Origin of the sequence: Arsenophonus endosymbiont of Aphis craccivora, from assembly GCF_013460135.1 — a bacterium.
GTDB lineage: Bacteria > Pseudomonadota > Gammaproteobacteria > Enterobacterales > Enterobacteriaceae > Arsenophonus > Arsenophonus nilaparvatae.
The window spans coordinates 1703983-1721853 of record NZ_CP038155.1; the positions used below are offsets into that span (position 1 = coordinate 1703983).

Annotated in this window: 14 protein-coding genes and 4 pseudogenes; 5 read left to right on the forward strand and 13 right to left on the reverse strand. The window is 39.5% G+C overall.

Annotated elements, in window-relative coordinates; translation table 11 throughout:
- Positions 1 to 206 precede the first annotated feature (206 nt).
- Positions 207 to 1184 carry a 6-phosphofructokinase gene (gene pfkA / locus E3U36_RS08685; protein ID WP_180817598.1) on the forward strand — a complete coding sequence of 326 codons (978 nt, stop codon included), beginning with the start codon at positions 207 to 209 and terminating at the stop codon, positions 1182 to 1184.
- A 70-nt stretch (positions 1185 to 1254) separates the two neighbouring features.
- On the opposite strand, the gene glpD is transcribed toward pfkA, so the two are convergent.
- The 7 genes and pseudogenes from glpD to gntX all read right to left on the reverse strand — a co-directional run bounded on the left by glpD (position 1255) and on the right by gntX (position 7462).
- Positions 1255 to 2751, reverse strand: coding sequence for a glycerol-3-phosphate dehydrogenase (glpD, locus tag E3U36_RS08690; RefSeq protein ID WP_180816267.1), 1497 nt, complete (start codon positions 2749 to 2751; stop codon positions 1255 to 1257).
- Positions 2752 to 3010: 259 nt separating this feature from the next.
- Complete coding sequence (locus E3U36_RS08695; protein ID WP_180816268.1) at positions 3011 to 3769, reverse strand: DeoR/GlpR family transcriptional regulator; 759 nt, start codon at positions 3767 to 3769, stop codon at positions 3011 to 3013.
- A 17-nt stretch (positions 3770 to 3786) separates the two neighbouring features.
- Positions 3787 to 4641 carry a rhomboid family intramembrane serine protease GlpG gene (glpG, locus tag E3U36_RS08700; RefSeq protein ID WP_180816269.1) on the reverse strand — a complete coding sequence of 285 codons (855 nt, stop codon included), beginning with the start codon at positions 4639 to 4641 and terminating at the stop codon, positions 3787 to 3789.
- A 15-nt stretch (positions 4642 to 4656) separates the two neighbouring features.
- The gene (gene glpE / locus E3U36_RS08705; protein WP_180817599.1) at positions 4657 to 4983 is read right to left on the reverse strand and encodes a thiosulfate sulfurtransferase GlpE; all 327 of its coding nucleotides are present in this window, start codon (positions 4981 to 4983) and stop codon (positions 4657 to 4659) included.
- A gap of 131 nt (positions 4984 to 5114) precedes the next feature.
- Positions 5115 to 6038, reverse strand: a pseudogene (locus E3U36_RS08710) (IS5 family transposase).
- A 103-nt stretch (positions 6039 to 6141) separates the two neighbouring features.
- On the reverse strand, positions 6142 to 6720 hold the full coding sequence (gene nfuA / locus E3U36_RS08715; protein WP_180816270.1) for a Fe-S biogenesis protein NfuA: 579 nt from the start codon (positions 6718 to 6720) through the stop codon (positions 6142 to 6144).
- Between the two features lie 58 nt (positions 6721 to 6778).
- Positions 6779 to 7462 carry a DNA utilization protein GntX gene (gene gntX, locus E3U36_RS08720; protein ID WP_180816271.1) on the reverse strand — a complete coding sequence of 228 codons (684 nt, stop codon included), beginning with the start codon at positions 7460 to 7462 and terminating at the stop codon, positions 6779 to 6781.
- Positions 7463 to 7501: 39 nt separating this feature from the next.
- Between gntX and bioH the strand changes: the two genes are divergently transcribed.
- A complete protein-coding gene (bioH, locus tag E3U36_RS08725; protein WP_180816272.1) occupies positions 7502 to 8278 on the forward strand; it encodes a pimeloyl-ACP methyl ester esterase BioH in 777 nt (258 codons plus the stop codon).
- Between the two features lie 88 nt (positions 8279 to 8366).
- Here bioH and E3U36_RS08730 read toward each other — a convergent pair whose 3' ends face one another.
- The 6 genes and pseudogenes from E3U36_RS08730 to E3U36_RS08755 all read right to left on the reverse strand — a co-directional run.
- Entirely contained in the window at positions 8367 to 8606 is a 240-nt protein-coding gene (locus E3U36_RS08730) for a FeoC-like transcriptional regulator (protein ID WP_129109083.1), read from the reverse strand.
- 4 nt (positions 8607 to 8610) lie between these two features.
- On the reverse strand, positions 8611 to 10932 hold the full coding sequence (gene feoB, locus E3U36_RS08735) for a Fe(2+) transporter permease subunit FeoB (protein WP_180816273.1): 2322 nt from the start codon (positions 10930 to 10932) through the stop codon (positions 8611 to 8613).
- Between the two features lie 59 nt (positions 10933 to 10991).
- Positions 10992 to 11228 carry a ferrous iron transporter A gene (feoA, locus tag E3U36_RS08740; RefSeq protein WP_032115822.1) on the reverse strand — a complete coding sequence of 79 codons (237 nt, stop codon included), beginning with the start codon at positions 11226 to 11228 and terminating at the stop codon, positions 10992 to 10994.
- Between the two features lie 315 nt (positions 11229 to 11543).
- Positions 11544 to 12961 (reverse strand): annotated as a pseudogene (locus E3U36_RS08745) (helix-hairpin-helix domain-containing protein); the annotation flags it as partial.
- Between the two features lie 73 nt (positions 12962 to 13034).
- A pseudogene (locus E3U36_RS08750) lies at positions 13035 to 13974 on the reverse strand (IS5 family transposase).
- A 103-nt stretch (positions 13975 to 14077) separates the two neighbouring features.
- Positions 14078 to 14953, reverse strand: a pseudogene (locus E3U36_RS08755) (Tex-like N-terminal domain-containing protein); the annotation flags it as partial.
- A 188-nt stretch (positions 14954 to 15141) separates the two neighbouring features.
- Between E3U36_RS08755 and greB the strand changes: the two are divergent.
- From greB to envZ, 3 genes are all read left to right on the forward strand, one after another.
- Positions 15142 to 15624, forward strand: a complete 483-nt coding sequence (gene greB, locus E3U36_RS08760; RefSeq protein ID WP_180817601.1) for a transcription elongation factor GreB — start codon at positions 15142 to 15144, stop codon at positions 15622 to 15624.
- A 136-nt stretch (positions 15625 to 15760) separates the two neighbouring features.
- Positions 15761 to 16480: an osmolarity response regulator transcription factor OmpR gene (ompR, locus tag E3U36_RS08765; RefSeq protein WP_180816274.1), complete on the forward strand. Its 720-nt coding sequence runs from the start codon at positions 15761 to 15763 to the stop codon at positions 16478 to 16480.
- Positions 16477 to 17796, forward strand: a complete 1320-nt coding sequence (gene envZ, locus E3U36_RS08770; RefSeq protein ID WP_180816275.1) for a two-component system sensor histidine kinase EnvZ — start codon at positions 16477 to 16479, stop codon at positions 17794 to 17796. The genes ompR and envZ overlap by 4 nt, the downstream gene beginning before the upstream one ends.
- Positions 17797 to 17871 lie beyond the last annotated feature (75 nt).

Sequence of the window (17871 nt, forward strand, 5' to 3'; positions counted from 1 at the left end):
TTTTATTTAATTATTCTCATGATAGCATTTGCAATATTTATACTAAATTTTACCTTTATCAAAGAAAGTTAATAATTTAAGCATTCGGTAAAAGTTTTATCCTATAATGTAGTAAGAAGAATCAATTCAGCCAGTTATAGCCATAAGCGAAATGAATGAAATTATGGTTTTTATACTTATGGCAATATATTAAATCAGAGGTCACCATGAACAAAAAAGGAATAAAAAAAGTTGGCGTTTTAACCAGTGGTGGTGATGCGCCAGGAATGAATGCTGCTATTCGTAGTGTTGTGCGCATGGGACTTTCTGAAGATTTAGAAGTGTATGGTATCTATGACGGCTATATGGGACTTTATGAAAATCGAATAAAAAAACTCAACCGTTTTAGTGTTTCTGATATTATTAATCGCGGCGGTACTTTCTTAGGTTCTGCCCGTTTTCCTGAATTTTGTGATAGTGAGAAGGTAAGAACCCAAGCTATTGAGAATATGAAAAAACATAATATTGATGCCTTGGTTGTCATCGGTGGAGATGGCTCTTATCGTGGCGCAAAGAAGATCACTGAAGCGGGCTTCCCTTGTATAGGTGTACCCGGAACTATTGATAATGATGTTGCCGGTACTGATTATACGATTGGTTATTTTACCGCTTTGGATACTATTGTTGAGGCAATTGATCGTTTACGTGATACCTCAACTTCCCATAAACGTATTTCGATTGTTGAAATAATGGGGCGTCATTGTGGTGATTTGACTTTATCCGCGGCTATTGCTGGCGGCTGTGAGTTTGTGGTATTGCCCGAAATACCTTTTGATAAGGAAGAGTTACTGACAGAAATTAAATCTGGCTTAGCAAGAGGTAAACGTCATGCAATTGTTGCCATTACTGAACATATTTATGATGTTAATGAATTGGCAAAATATATTGAAAAAGCAACGGGGCATGAGACACGAGCAACGGTTTTAGGCCATATTCAGCGAGGTGGTAGCCCAGTTGCGAGTGATCGAGTTCTGGCATCCCGTATGGGTGCTTACTCTATGCATTTACTTTTACAGGGGTATGGTGGGCGCTGTGTTGGTATTCAAAATGATAAACTGGTTCATCATGATATTATTGATGCAGTTGAAAATATGCAACGTAAGTTTAAGCAGGATTGGTTAGATACGGCGAAGAAACTTTATTAACTGCTTTGAGCGGGTTGTAGCTGATAAAGTTTCGATATAAGCCTCATAAATTTATGAGGCTTATATGGTTTTATTGCGTGATGGTTGTATTTTTAGTCAACCATTGCGTTATTCGTTGTTTCTCATCATCATTGAGCCACATACCTAATTTGGTTCTGCGCCAGATGACATCATCTAACTCTGTAACCCATTCATTTTCGACTAAATAACGTAATTCAGCTTCGTATAAATTGTGGCCAAAAGCTTCACCTAGATCTGATAACGATTGTTCTTGTTTTAAGATCAAATTGCTATTACTACCGTAAGTGCGGGCATATCGCAATGCAATGCCTTCTGGTAACCATGGGTAGCGTTTACGTAATAGTTGGGCATAACCGTCACGATCACAGCCTTTGATATCACCACCAGGTAGCTTTGCTTCTTTAGTCCACGCTTTACCGGCATTAGGATAGTAATTAGCTAATTTATCTATCGCATGTTCTGCAAGTTTACGATAGGTGGTTAATTTACCGCCGAAAACAGATAGTAAAGGTGCTTTTCCTTGTTCATCATGGATGTCGAGGGTGTAATCACGTGTAATAGCTTGAGGTGAATCAGATTCATCATCACATAATGGACGTACCCCAGAGTAAGTCCAGACAATATCTTGCTGTGTTAGCTGTTTTTTGAAATGATCGTTATAAACTTTTAATAAATAATTGATTTCATTATTATCTATGTGAACATCTTTTGGATCACCTGTATATTCGACATCGGTAGTACCGATAATAGAAAACTCGTCCATCCAAGGTATAACAAAGACAATACGATGATCTTCATTTTGTAAAATATAAGCTTGTGAGCCATCGTGTACACGAGGTACAACAATATGGCTACCTTTAATTAGCCGGATACCGTAGGGAGATTTTAATTGTAACCCTTCATCAAAGAAAGATTTAACCCAAGGTCCTGTTGCGTTTACTAATCCTTTTGCTTGCCAAGTTTCTTTTTTTCCCGTACGTAAGTCTTCTGCTTCTACGACCCACAGCCCATTCTCACGCCAGGCTTTCGTCGCTTTAGTGCGAGTTCGAACTTCACCTTTATGTCTGAGAATTTCTTGTGCATTGAGGACAACTAAGCGTGCATCATCTACCCAACAATCTGAATATTCAAAACCTTTTGTCAATTCTGATTTTAAGACAGAGTTTTTCCCAAATTTTAGTCCTTTACTTCCGGGTAGACTGGTACGTTTACCGAGGTGATCATAAAGGAAAAGGCCAGCACGTATCATCCCAGCAGGACGAAGATGAGGTTGATGAGGTAGGCGAAAACGCATAGGGAAAGCGATATGAGGAGCGAGCTTAAGCAAAACTTCACGTTCGTCAAGCGCTTCACTAACTAAACGAAATTCATAATGTTCTAAATAGCGTAATCCGCCATGGATTAGTTTGGAACTAGCAGAAGAAGTTGCGCTAGCAAGATCTTGAGCTTCTAATAGTAATACTGATAATCCTCGACCAGCAGCATCAGCGGCAATACCTGCACCATTTATACCACCACCTAGCACAATTAAATCTTTTGTTTTCATGCGTCCCCCAATGTTCGAGATTGCTCAAATATGTTCGTTTTCGCTCACAATGTTAATCAAATTAGATTCTAAAGCCAACTATTATTAAGTGAAGAAAAACCATTAAATTGAAGCTATTTATCATTTATTGGAAAAATAGAGAAAAAATAGCAAACTAATTAAGAAAATGAGTATTAATCTGGAGAGAATATTAGCTTATTAAGAAGTATAGCCACAGAATAGAGCAGGAAATAAGAAAATCTCCTGCGACAAGTGAGCATTAGCATATTTCAAGTGTTACATTATGATGCTCAATCATTTTGTGAATGTTTGCAGGAGGGGCTTTGTCAGTAAAAAGATAATCAATCATCTCCATACTACCTAGGTTAACCATTGCATTGCGACCAAATTTTGAGTGATCAGTAACCAACATAACGCAACGAGAATTTTCAATAATCGCTTTTTTTGTTCGTACTTCATGGTAGTCGAATTCGAGTAATGAACCATCTCCATCGATACCACTAATGCCTAAAATACCATAGTCTAGACGGAATTGAGTTATAAAATCTAAGGTTGCCTCACCAAAAATTCCTCCATCACGGCTGCGAACTTCTCCTCCTGCTAAGATCAGACGAAAATCCTCTTTTGCCATAAGTAGGGTTGCAACATTAAGATTATTAGTGACGATCCTTAAATTTTTATGATCCAGCAAAGCATAGGCGACAGCTTCTGGTGTAGTACCGATATCAATAAATAGTGTAGCTCCATTGGGGATTTGGCGCGCAACATGTTGAGCAATCCGTTCTTTTTCGCTCGACCACATCATCTTGCGATCGTGGTAAGCTGTATTAACAGAACTTGAAGGAAGCGCTGCACCTCCGTGATGGCGCTGAATTTTATTTTTTTCCGCTAGTTCATTGAGATCACGACGGATAGTTTGTGGGCTGACATTGAAATATTCAACTAACTTTTCAGTACTTACATAGCCTTGAATACGGGCAAGTTCGATAATAGTATCATGGCGTTGAGTTTGCTTCACAAAAACCTCAAGTATCACTATATGTATTGGTCATGTTTGGTATTATTTGGTTTATGTCTATTATCCCATAATCCCATTAATAAACCGATAATTAACCCGGCAGTGTGTGCCGTGTTAGCTATTTTCATGCCAAAAATATCAAAGTAACCAAGAAATAACCATAAAACAGCAAATATCATTAACCCTCTTGGAATAGAAATACCTTTTTCTGGGTGACGTTCACCGGTTAACCAAACGTAGCCAATCAGCGAAAAAACTACACCGGAAAGACCACCAAAAGCAGAGCCACTAAAGAGCGATTGCCCCCAATTACTAAAAAGAGCTGATACAATAGCAATGACAAATAGTTTACCTGTACCCAATTGGCGTTCTACCTGACTACCTAAATACCACCACCACATTAAATTAAATAGAATGTGCATCAACGAAAAGTGAAGTAGGACGGGGGTGAATATTCGCCAGATTTCCGTGTACTGAGTACTTGATGGCCAAGCAAGATAAGCCATTAAGGCGTCATTACCGGAAATTAACATCCAAATATAAATAAAAATAGCTAAAAAGAAAACGATGATGGTTAGTGGGCCAGATTGTTTTTTTAAATAATCAACAGTGAGATAATTACGGTAGCCAAATTTTTTATCAATATGTCCCGTTTGCCAACTTGCTGCCTGATAACGTGAATTAAGAGGATCTTGCATAAACAGCTTTAGTTCTTGCTGCACTTGATCGAACTTATTTTCATCATGTAGCCAGAGATCAAAAAATTTTCCCTGTGGTTCTGCGCGCATTTCGATAACAATGTTTTTCATCGCCATATAATCAATAAATGCTTGTGCTAATCTAGGATTTGCTATAGAAATTAAATGGATCATAACCAGTTATATCGCTTACGAGAGTGAGTTGATGGTGTGTGGGTATTCTCTCAACCATGCTTCAAAACCACCGTTTATGCTATAAACAGTTTCGAAGCCCATATTAACTAAATATTGTGATGCGCCTTGGCTACTATGGCCATGGGAACACATTATCATTACCGGCGATTCGAAGTCTGTTTGCTTAATAAAGTTATTTAAGGTCTCATTCGTGAGATGGTAAGCGCCTTTAATATGCGCTGAATGAAAACTTTGTGGGTCACGAATGTCGACCATGATGATGTCACCTGTTTGCCAAATTTTATAGGCTTGTTCAACTGTAATTAATTGAAAATTATCCATAGTAATCTGCACAATATTATTTTACATTCGGAAAAACAAGATACTCTTTGTACTTTTAAAGAGTATCCATCATTGGGCTTTGTTGAATAAATCAGAATTAGCCGCCAGGATGGCTCCCTCTGCTACAGCTGTTATCCGATCCTGACGCTGTGTGGCATACCCAACAACGTCATACGGTTCAGCGCTTTGACCATCGCCATTGCTTCACCTACCTGAGCCTCATAGTCACGCAGGCTCAGATGGCCACCCAGCAAAGTTTTTATGCGGAACATCGCTGTTTCTGCCACTGAACGCCGGTGATAACCCACTTTCTTTTTCCACATATCATTACTCCTGCTCAGACGCTGATTCGCCACCGCATGGTTACGTTCATGGTACTTATCCGGCCAGTATTTCGCTCCGCTTCGCGGCGGGATAAGGGGCCTGATTTTCTTTCTTAGCAACGCATCGTGGTAGTAACAGGCGTCATAAGCACCGTCTGCTGACACTTCCCTGATTTTCCGGTGGGTTTGGTTAATAAGGCCCGGCAGTGCCTGCGCATCTGTCGTTCCGCTGAGCGATAAGTCGGCACAGATAATCTCATGAGTCACACTGTCTGCTGCCAGATGAAGCTTGCGCCACACTCTTCGTCTGTCAGCCCCATGCTGCCTGACTTTCCATTCACCTTCGCCAAAGACCTTCAGACCGGTACTGTCGATGACCAGATGCGAGATTTCACCACGCGTTGGCGTTTTTATGCTGATGTTGACGCTCTTTGCTCGTCTGCTGACCAGCTAGTAGTCCGGACAGCACAGCGGCAAAGACATGAGTTTAAAAATCGAATCAACGAAGCCCTGTAATGCCCGGAGCGACAGGTTAAACACACGCTTCATCATCAGGACAGTGGTAACAGCCATATCGCTGTAGTAAAGCGGCCGGCCACGACCTTCAGGCGAAGAACTGTCAGTCCATCCAGCGATGGCCGACTCATCAAGCCAGACCGTCAGGGAACCGCGTTGTCTGAGTGCCTTGTTGTACGCGGGCCAGTTGGTAATTTTAAACTTTTGCTTTGCCATGGGGACCTGATGTTGAAACGAATTTAGCGATCAGCTCCGCCAATCACCTAAAAGTTCGATTTATTCAACAAAGCCCCATCATTGGCAAAAATTAGTAATTCTTTTAATAATAAGAGTGATCACCACGCTGATGTTCGGTTAAATCTTTTACTCCTTTTAATTCGTCTGGGAACATATTTAGCAACTGTTTTTCAATACCTTCTTTTAAGGTAATATCAACCATTGAACAGCCATTACATCCTCCACCGAATTGTAGAATTGCATATCCATCGTCAGTGATTTCCATCAATGAAACCCGTCCTCCATGGCCTGCTAATTGAGGGTTAATTTGTGATTGAATAACATATTCAACTCGTTCAATCAGTGGAGCATCGTCAGCCACTTTTCGCATTTTAGCATTAGGCGCTTTTAGGGTAAGTTGAGAGCCTAATTGATCCGTTACGAAATCGATTTCGGCCTCTTGCAGAAAAGGTGCGCTAATTTCATCAATATAAGCTGAAAGTTTATCAAATTTAAATTCAATATCCGTCGCTTCGATAGCATCAGGAGGACAATAAGAGACCCCACATTCTGCAGAAGGTGTGCCAGGATTGATGACAAATACGCGAATTTGTGTATCAGGTTCTTGATTTGCCAATAGTTTGGCAAAATGAGCTTGTGCTGCTTCAGTAATATTAATCATAATCGATGCTCAAGTTTATCATTTTAGTATGTTTATCATACGCTCTTTTCCTTACTTTCTACAAGGTTCTGCATATTGCCCAGGCTTGAACTGAGTTTGCTCCAGCACTAATCAGCAACTTAGCAACTTCATTCATTGTTGTTCCTGTTGTAATGACATCGTCAAATACGGCAATATGGCGATCTTGAAACGATTTTTTTACCCTAAAAGCTTTACTAAGATTTTTGGTACGTTTTTTAGCAGAAAGTTGAGTTTGCGGTAATGTAGCACGAGTGCGAATAATTGAATTAGTTTGAAATTGGCATCCTAACCAATAAGCTAATTGAGTTGCTATTACACTGGCTTGATTAAATCCACGTTGCCAATGTTTACCATGATGCAGTGTGATCGCTATTATGATATCTGGTTTACGCCAGCGTTGTTGGCGATATCCTTGTTGCCAATAGAGTAGAAATAAGCGTGCAAGGATAAAGGCGATTTGCGTTATCTTTTCATATTTGTACTGCTGTATTAGCTTGCTTAATGGTGGTATATAGGGAGTAATGGCGACAAGATTGTGCCAATAGGGTGGAGTTTGTAAGCAGCGACCGCAAGCAAGGGTGAATTGTTCAACGGGTAAAGCACAGCGATGACAAACTCGTTTTAGATAAGGCAAATGTTTTAAACAGTAGTGACAAATGCCATGAAAGCGATATTTTAGTGTTTGGTGGCATAGCCAACAATACCCAGCCATTGTTAACATAATGATGTCCTTTTTTATACCTGTAAAGCGAGAATAACTATGACGACACTGTTTTGGCAGCAGTTGGGTAAAGGAAAACAAGATATTGTGCTATTGCACGGATGGGGATTGAATGCAGAAGTTTGGCGTACCATTGAAGTGGAATGTGGTTCTCATTTTCGTCTCCATCTAGTTGACTTACCTGGCTATGGTCGTAGTAATCTTTTTCTACCGATGTCGCTACAACAAATGGCAGAGGTAATTTGGCAGAAAGCGCCCAAGCAGGCTATTTGGTTAGGTTGGTCGTTAGGCGTACTGATTGCTAGTATCATCTCACTTAACCATCAAGCTGAAATAGCAGGTTTAATAACAGTGGCTTCATCGCCCTGTTTTGGACAACAAGAAAATGGGCCAGGCATTAAACCTACGGTACTTAAGGGGTTTGAACGACAATTACAGGTTGATGTTCATCGTACAGTAGAACGTTTTCTTGTATTGCAAACATTGGGCACTAAAACAGCTAATGGCGATATACGATTATTAAAATCGGTGATACTAGAGCAGCCGTTACCTTCTGTTGCCGTGTTAAACGCAGGTTTGGAAATTTTGCGAACAACTGATCTACGGCAATCTTTATTAACCTTAAATAAACCTTTTTTGTGTATTTATGGTGACCTTGATAGCTTAGTACCAAAAAAAATAGTACCAATGCTGGATAAATGGTTACCAAATTCGCCTGCGGTGGTAATAAAACATGCCGCCCATGCCCCTTTTATTTCTCATCCTAATCAGTTTATTCAATTGTTAGTCGATTTTTTGGGTCAATTGGAGAAATGAATATGGGAAGTCAGAATAAAAGCAAAAATATTCTTTATACTAATCGAGTAAGCGATAATTTTAATAAATTATCGCTTACTTGCATAAATTAGAGAGAAGTAACTTGATAAATTTTTAGGTTACACTTTTTTATTTCTGGACATTGCTTACAACTATGGCCCGTTAAACAGGATGATTGATCAATTTGTTCTAATTTTCCCATGGCTGCTAATTTATCTAACATAGCCTCAATCATAGGTAATGAAGCAGAGAATTTCTGACTAATTTGGTAAGCATCCGTTCTGCCATACAGCGCAACCATATCTCTGACTTGCAATAAACTGATCATCTCATTACCTATAGTGGCATGAACCACTTTGGCTGTGGTTACATTTATGGACATTATGATGGAGTTTTAGTGTTATGCGTTTACGTGAATGGCGCAACAATGCAATTAACAGTAAGTTAAACACGACGAGCATCCCAATAACCCACGCGCTATATTGTGGATGTTGTGAGAAAGTGGCTATTTGGTAGAACAAGGCAGAAACCGAATAAGCAACATTCAAGCCCCATAGAATAGAAAATGTCATCCAGTTTCGATTAGTTTCACGGGCAATGGCTCCTAATACAGAAATGCAAGGCACATAAAGTAGAACAAAGATTAGATAGCTATAGGCTGATAAAGACGAACCGAATCGTGCTGCCATAGCGCCCATTGTACTGCTATCCATATCACCATCACCTTTACTGGCTTCAATAGTATTGGATAAGACACTTAAACTGAATGTTTCTTTTAGACTATCCCAAGTTTCATTAACCGCATCTTCTAATTCATCTAACAGATTAAATTGCTCGGCATTAAAAGGTGTTTGAGTAATATTTTCGGCGGTGTACAGTGTATTCAATGTGCCGACTACCACTTCTTTAGCTAACGCGCCCGTAATAAGTCCAACGGTTGCTTGCCAATTATCATCATTGATACCGATAGGTTTCAATAACGGGGTAACGGTTTTACTTACTGACGCTAATGCTGATTGGTTAATATTATCAACGACTTTACCGGACAAAGAAAAACTATTAAGTGCCCCAATAATCATACTGGCAATAATAATCACTTTTCCCGCTCTTAAGACAAAGCCTTTCAATCTTTGCCAGGTCTGTAATAGTAATGTTTTTAAGTGTGGTACATGGTAAACCGGTAATTCCATGATAAAAGGGGAGGATGCGCCCCGTGCAACAGTATATTTCAATAACAACCCGGTTAGGATGGCAATGACAATACCTAATAAATAAAGAGAAAAAACAATACTTGCGCCATTTTTGCCAAAAAAAGCGGCCGCAAAGACAGCAAAAATAGCCAGCCTGGCGCCACAAGACATAAAAGGCGCCATTAAAACGGTGATTAATCGTTCACGAGGAGTATCTAGTGTCCGTGCACCCATAATAGCAGGCACATTACAGCCAAAACCGACAATCAAAGGAACAAAAGATTTACCAGGCAGACCTAGTGCTTGCATCAGTCTATCCATGACAAATGCTGCGCGTGCCATATAACCAGAGTCTTCCAATACAGAAAGGAATAAATACATTAAACCAATTTGGGGAACTAATGGCAAAACAGTGTTGATACCACCACCTACCCCTTGGGCAAGGAAAACCGTCAACCATTGTGGAAAGTTAAAAGTATGGCCAATCGATTGAATTCCATGGATGAAAATGGCTTCTGAGCCACCTTCAAAGAGCGGTTGTAATGCACCACCAATATTGATAGCAAGTATGAACATCAAATACATGATAAAAAGAAATATCGGCACCCCAAACCAGCGATTAAGTACTATGTTATCAATAAATTGCGTTAAGGCATTCGGTTTTGCCGTTTCAGTATTAATCACTGCTTCGCAAAGGCTGGCAATAGTTTGATAGCGTGCATCAGCGATGATGAGCGCAGGCTCTTCGTGTTGTTGAGATTGTAAATGGGTTCTAATTTTATCTAATTTATCAGTGGAAATAGCGGCACGTTCCAGGCTATATATATCACCTTCTAAGATTTGTAGTGCTAGCCAACGGCGCTGTTGATAATTGAATTTATTATGGTCGATAATTTGAATTAAATTTTCCACTTCGGTGAGCAAAAAATCGGGATAGCGGATGAGGGTTGAAATAAGATTATTACTATGTTTATCAATCGCTTGTTTTAATTTGCTAATACCTGTTGCGCGAGTCGAAACTAGAGGGATAACAGGGCAGCCTAGGCGTGTTTGAAGTTCCTCAATATTAATATGAATATTTTGGTTTTCGGCAATATCCAACATATTAAGCGCAACGATACAAGGCACACCTAATTCAATAAGTTGTAATGTTAGATAAAGATTACGCTCGAGGTTAGCGGCATCGATAACATTTATCAACATATCCGCTTCGCCACTTAGGATGAAATGACAGGCAATTTGCTCATCGAGTGAGGTCTTTTCTGATATAGTGGTTAGTGAATAGGTGCCAGGCAGGTCAACTAATTCAATCTCATATTCCGAGGTTGCAAAGCGACCAGCCTTTCGCTCAACAGTGACACCAGACCAGTTGCCAACACGTTGGCGAGCGCCTGTTAATTGATTAAAAAGTGTCGTTTTACCGGCGTTAGGGTTGCCAATAAGGCCAATAGTTAATGGTTTCATAGTTTTGGTATCAGATGAGTAATAAGCAATAGGCTATTTAGTTATCATAAAAAATATTTTTATACCGCTTGGTTGCCGGCATCGTCCAAATTTAATAACGCAAGATCTTTTTTTCTTAAGATCAAATTCATACGGCGAGTTTCGATTTGAATAGGATCACCAAGCGGCGCTATACGAATAACGTTAAAAAAAGATCCAGGTAACATACCTAAAGAAAGTAACTTTTGACGGTAAGCTGGATTTATTTCTGCTGAAAATCCGACAATTTTGTATCGATGATTAGGAAGAATTGACATAGACACTTCCACTCTAGAGCCAAAAAAAACAAAGATACCGCAAATGGGTACCAGACGAATAGTAAAATTAATGAAAAATATTATCATTCTCATATTAATAATGATAATCATCATTATATGCTACTCGAATTAATTTAGCGCTTTTTTTAAATGACAGCAATTGATATTGATCAATAGTTCTCTAGAGAGTGAAGTATTGGCATCAAAATTAGTGTTAATTCATTAGTTTTTATTAAAAAAACCATTTTCTAAAATTGAATATGCTAATAGTCTGATGTTAGATCAGACTATTAAATATATAATATATATTAACAATTAACGCTTTTTATTGAGTGCCGCCGCCAGTGCATCACCCATTACACTATTAGAGAATAGCGTATTGTTGCGTTGGGATGTTTTAGTTGAACTAGCTGAGGAGGCATTTTTGCCTGTCTGTGGCTTATTACGATGTTGTTGTGGCGTATCTGCTGTTTTCTCATCCAGACGCATGCTTAATGCAATTCGTTTACGGTTTAAATCAATATCGATAACTTTAACGGTGATAATATCCCCTGTTTTGACTAGAAAATGAGGATCTTTAATAAATTTATCGGACAGAGAGGAAATGTGTACCAAACCATCCTGATGAACGCCAATATCGACAAACGCACCAAAATTGGTCACATTGGTCACCGAACCTTCTAATATCATACCTACTTTAAGATCTTCCATGGTTTCAATGCCATCGATAGAAGTGGCTGTTTTAAATTCTGGCCGCTGATCTCGTCCAGGCTTTTCTAATTGTTTTAGAATATCATTTACCGTCGGAATACCAAATTTGTCTGTAGTAAACAATTCTGGTTTGAGATTATTAAGCACGCTAGTGTTACCCATAATCGTTTTTAAGGGTTGCTTAGTGGTTAATAAAATCTTTTCTACAATCGGATAAGCTTCAGGATGAACTGTTGAGGCATCGAGAGGATTATTCCCTGCCATAATGCGTAAAAAGCCCGCACACTGCTCAAAAGCTTTTGTACCAAGACGTGTAACTTCCAATAGTTGTTTGCGGTCATTAAAGCGCCCGTGTTCGTTACGCCAATTAACGACATTTTGCGCAATCGCTTTACTTAGTCCTGCAATATGTGAAAGAAGAGCAACAGAGGCGGTATTTAGATCAACACCGACTGAGTTTACACAATATTCAACTACCGCTGTCAATTTTTGAGCTAGTAAAGTTTGGTTAACATCATGTTGGTATTGACCAACACCAATTGATTTGGGATCAATTTTTACTAATTCGGCTATTGGATCTTGTAAACGGCGGGCAATAGAGACTGCGCCACGTAAAGAGACATCGAGTGCTGGAAATTCTTAAGCCGCTAACTCAGATGCCGAGTAAACTGAAGCGCCAGATTCACTAACAATTACTTTCTGGGCGGTAATTTGCGGGTACTGTTTTTTAACTTCGGCAAAGAAGCGTTCAGTTTCACGTGAGGCATTACCATTACCAATAGCGACCAAGGCAACTTTATATTTCTCACATAAGGATGCAATAGTCGTTGCAGATTTAGCTGCTTGTCCTGTGTGAGGATAAATCGTATCTGTGGTAATGAGTTTGCCTGTCGCATCAACAATAGCAACTTTGACCCCAGTGCGTAAACCAGGATCTAATCCCATGGTGGTATGCATACCAGCAGGCGCTGCCATCAAAAGGTCACGTAGCGTAGATTACGGGCGAAAACATGAATCGCTTCTTATTCTGCTTTTTCACGGCTTTGTTGAATAAATCAGAATTAGCCGCCAGGATGTCTCCCTCTGCTACAGCTGTTATCCGATCCTGACGCTGTGTGGCATACCCAACAACGTCATACGGTTCAGCGCTTTGACCATCGCCATTGCTTCACCTACCTGAGCCTCATAGTCACGCAGGCTCAGATGGCCACCCAGCAAAGTTTTTATGCGGAACATCGCTTATGCGGAACATCGCTGTTTCTGCCACTGAACGCCGGTGATAACCCACTTTCTTTTTCCACATATAATTACTCCTGCTCAGACGCTGATTCGCCACCGCATGGTTACGTTCATGGTACTTGTCCGGCCAGTATTTCGCTCCGCTTCGCGGCGGGATAAGGGGCCTGATTTTCTTTCTTAGCAACGCATCGTGGCAGTAACAGGCGTCATAAGCACCGTCTGCTGACACTTCCCTGATTTTCCGGTGGGTTTGGTTAATCAGGCCCGGCAGTGCCTGCGCATCTGTCGTTCCGCTGAGCGATAAGTCGGCACAGATAATCTCATGATTCACACTGTCTGCTGCCAGATGAAGCTTGCGCCACACTCTTCGTCTGTCAGCCCCATGCTGCCTGACTTTCCTTTCACCTTCGCCAAAGACCTTCAGACCGGTACTGTCGATGACCAGATGCGAGATTTCACCACGCGTTGGCGTTTTTATGCTGATGTTGACGCTCTTTGCTCGTCTGCTGACCAGCGAGTAGTCCGGACAGCACAGCGGCAAAGACATGAGTTTAAAAATCGAATCAACGAAGCCCTGTAATGCCCGGAGCGACAGGTTAAACACACGCTTCATCATCAGGACAGTGGTAACAGCCATATCGCTGTAGTAAAGAGGCCGGCCACGACCTTCAGGCGAAGAACTGTCAGTCCATCCAGCGATGGCCGACTCATCAAGCCAGACCGTCAGGGAACCGCGTTGTCTGAGTGCCTTGTTGTACGCGGGCCAGTTGGTAATTTTAAACTTTTGCTTTGCCATGGGGACCTGATGTTGAAACGAATTTAGCGATCAGCTCCGCCAATCACCTAAAAGTTCGATTTATTCAACAAAGCCCTTTTTCACGTAAGGTGCCCATCAATTATGTTTCAAGATGTAACAGAATTTTAACTCGCCATGTCCAACTGATAACGGCTTTTCGCCATTTATCTGCTGGTGCATTATTTAAATGTAAGCCAAAGTGTTGGGTAATAATTTCTTCACAATAACTTTCTTTTGGTGGTGATTCAAATTGTGGATCGGCATTAAGTGATAATTGTAAAATACCCTCGTTACGGCCACGAAACATAGCAAGTGCACGGTGGGATGGGATATGCGAAATAAGCTCATGGTGATCAAAATAGTCGCTAAATTTTGCACCTATGGTTTCTTTACCTTCAATAACTTTTGCCGTTAAATGGGCATTTTTCCACAAATAATTACGAATTTTGCTAAGTAAATTTGCATCTTCAGCGAAGCGTTCCATTAAAATATAACGAGCAACATCGAGCGCAGCTTTAGTGTCATTAATATTTTTTTGTGGATCAATAAAGGTTTCAGCTATCTGCTCTGGTATATGTTGGGGCTCATTCCATAACCGCTTTGCGAGTGGCTCTAAACCTGCTTCAATCGCTACTTGGCCTCGTGTCCTACGTTTTGGTTTATAGGGTAAGTAGAGATCTTCTAGCTCAGTTTGATTAAAAGTGTTATTAATCGCCTGAGCAAGTTCAGCCGTAAGCTTTCCTTGTTCATTAATCGATTTTAGGATAGTTTGGCGGCGCTCGTTTAATTCACGTAAGTAACTTAAACGTGTTTCAAGTTTACGTAGCTTGTTATCATCGAGTCCTCCTGTTACTTCTTTAAGATAACGGGCAATAAAAGGAACAGTATTTCCTTCATCAAGTAATGTAATGGCTGAAAGTATTTGCGCTGGCGTTGTATCTAATTTATGTGCAAGAATTTTGCTTAAGGATTTATTCATCATTTTAGTTTCTTCAATACTTAAATAGGACGCAATTAACGACTTATGTGCGCATTTATACGTGTTGAAAACAATAATTTCCAGTTAACATTATATTTGGATATTAGAACTTGATGTAGTGAACGAAAACTTTTTTTGAATTATATATAGTAATTAGTTTAAATTAAGGTTAATCATACTGAGTTTTTATTGTGAAAAATAATTATATTACTCGTGAAGGGTGGGACAACCTCAAACAAGAGTTGAAGTTTCTTTGGCGTGAGGAGCGGCCGAAAGTCACTCAAGCTGTATCAGAGGCAGCGGCGCTTGGTAATCGTTCAGAGAATGCGGAGTATATTTATGGTAAAAAGCGATTACGAGAAATTGATCGACGTATTCGATTTTTATCTAAACGTCTTGAAGTATTAAAAATAGTTGATCCCGATCCTCGGCAGGAAGGTAGAGTTTATTTTGGAGCTTGGGTAAAACTACAAGATGAAAATGGTGGTATTAAAGTTTTTCGTTTAGTTGGAACAGATGAATTTAATCCGGCTAAAAAATGGATTTCTATTAATTCACCAGTGGCAAGGGAATTATTAGGTAAACAAATTGATGATGAAGTTACGGTGAATACGCCAAATGGTATTCTTACTTATTGGATATTAATTATCAAGGAATTGAGTTGTAAATGATATAAAATTAAAAAAATCAATAAAATGTAAATATTAATCTAAAAAAGCCTAATAGGAATTAGTTATATTATTATTGTCTTATTTGTTATTCAGACACTATATATAGGGATCTTAAAAATATTTGTGGAGTCAAAAAATGCAAGAAAATCATAAAATTCTTGTTGTGGATGATGATATGCGTTTGCGCTCTTTACTGGAGCGTTATTTAACTGAACAGGGTTTTCAAGTTCGTAGTACCGCCAATGCTGAGCAAATGGATCGTATTTTGATGCGTGAATCTATTCATTTGATTGTACTGGATTTGATGTTACCCGGTGAAGATGGCTTATCTATTTGCCGTCGTTTAAGGAGTCAAAATAATCCTATCCCAATTATTATGGTAACAGCAAAAGGTGAAGAAGTAGATCGGATTGTTGGATTAGAAATTGGAGCGGATGATTATATACCTAAACCATTTAATCCTAGAGAGTTATTGGCTCGTATTCGCGCCGTATTACGACGTCAGGCAAATGAGCTGCCGGGTGCGCCGGCACAGAACGAGGCGGTGATTCGATTTGGTAAATTCAAATTAAACCTAGGAACAAGGGAAATGTTTCAAGATGATGAGTCTATGCCATTAACCAGCGGTGAGTTTGCGGTTTTAAAAGTGCTGGTTTCATATCCACGTGAGCCTCTATCTCGTGATAAATTGATAAGTCTTGCTAGAGGGCGTGAATATAGTGCGATGGAGCGTTCGATAGACGTGCAGATTTCACGTCTTCGTCGAATGATTGAGGATGATCCTACTCATCCACGTTATATTCAAACGGTTTGGGGGTTGGGTTATGTATTTGTACCAGATGGTAGTAAAGCATGAAACGATTGCGTTTTTCCAGACGTAACACGTTTTATCGTTCATTATTTGTTATTGTTACTTTACTGTTTGCTAGTTTAGTCACCAGCTATTTAGTTGTGCTTAATTTTGTTGTAATGCCGAGTCTTCAGCAGCTTAATAAAGTCTTAGCCTATGAAGTGCATACGTTATTAACAGAGAAAATTGAATTGCAAGATGGAAATGCAATTTTAATGCCGCCATCATTTAAGAAGAAAATCTATAAAGAACTGGGTATTAATTTTTATACCGAGTCGCGTGCTATGGCAAAAGGCTTACGTTGGGCAAGACATTATGAGGAATTAAGCCAGCAGATGGCGGAATATATGGGTGGCAAGGCGGATGTTCGTCTTGAAATTGCCAAAGATCATCCTTTTTTATGGTTAAACTCTTATCTTGCCCCAAATGTTTGGATAAGACTGCCTTTAACTAAAATAGGACAGAATCAGTTCGCCGTTGTATTTCGTTATACATTGGCTATTTTTTTAACCATTTTTGCTGTTACATGGCTTTATATTCGTTATCAGAGTATACCATTATTTGTATTAGAAAGCTATGCCAAGCAAATGGGAAAAGGTGTCATGGTTCCAGCAATCAAGGAAGAAGGTTCATTAGAAATACGTTATGTCATCCGCTCTTTTAATCGTATGTCGTCAGGAATAAAAATGCTGGAAAATGATAGAACGATATTAATGGCAGGCGTGAGTCATGATTTGAGAACTCCGTTAACCCGGATCCGTTTAGCAACAGAAATGATGAATGAAAAGGATCAATATCTAGCAGAATCAATTAACAAAGATATTGAAGAGTGTAATGCTATCATTGGGCAGTTCATGGACTATATATGTACAGGCAGGGAAATGAACATGGAGTTTTGTGACTTGAACAAAGTCCTACTTGACGCTGTTAATGCTGAGAGTAGTTTCCTGTCTAATATTGAGACGCAGATTAGTTCATCACCTATCATTATTAATGCTAATGTAATTGCCATAAAACGAGCAGTAACCAATATGCTGGTTAACGCCATCCGCTATGGGAATGGTTGGGTAAAAGTCAGTAGTGATGTGATAAAAGATCATGCCTGGTTTCAGGTTGAGGATGATGGAGCAGGAATTAAAAAAGAAAGTATTCAACATCTTTTTCAACCTTTTGTGCAAGGTGAAAGGGCAAGAAGTAATGGTGGTACAGGACTAGGATTAGCAATTATTCGCCGAATTATTGATGCTCATGATGGTGAAATTATTATAGATAAAAGTAAACGGGGAGGGTTATCTATACGGGCAACTTTACCATTAATGTAAAAATAAAAAGCTATATTTTTATTTAGCCGTAATTTAACAGAAATTTTATTATATTTTATGAAATCATATAATTCT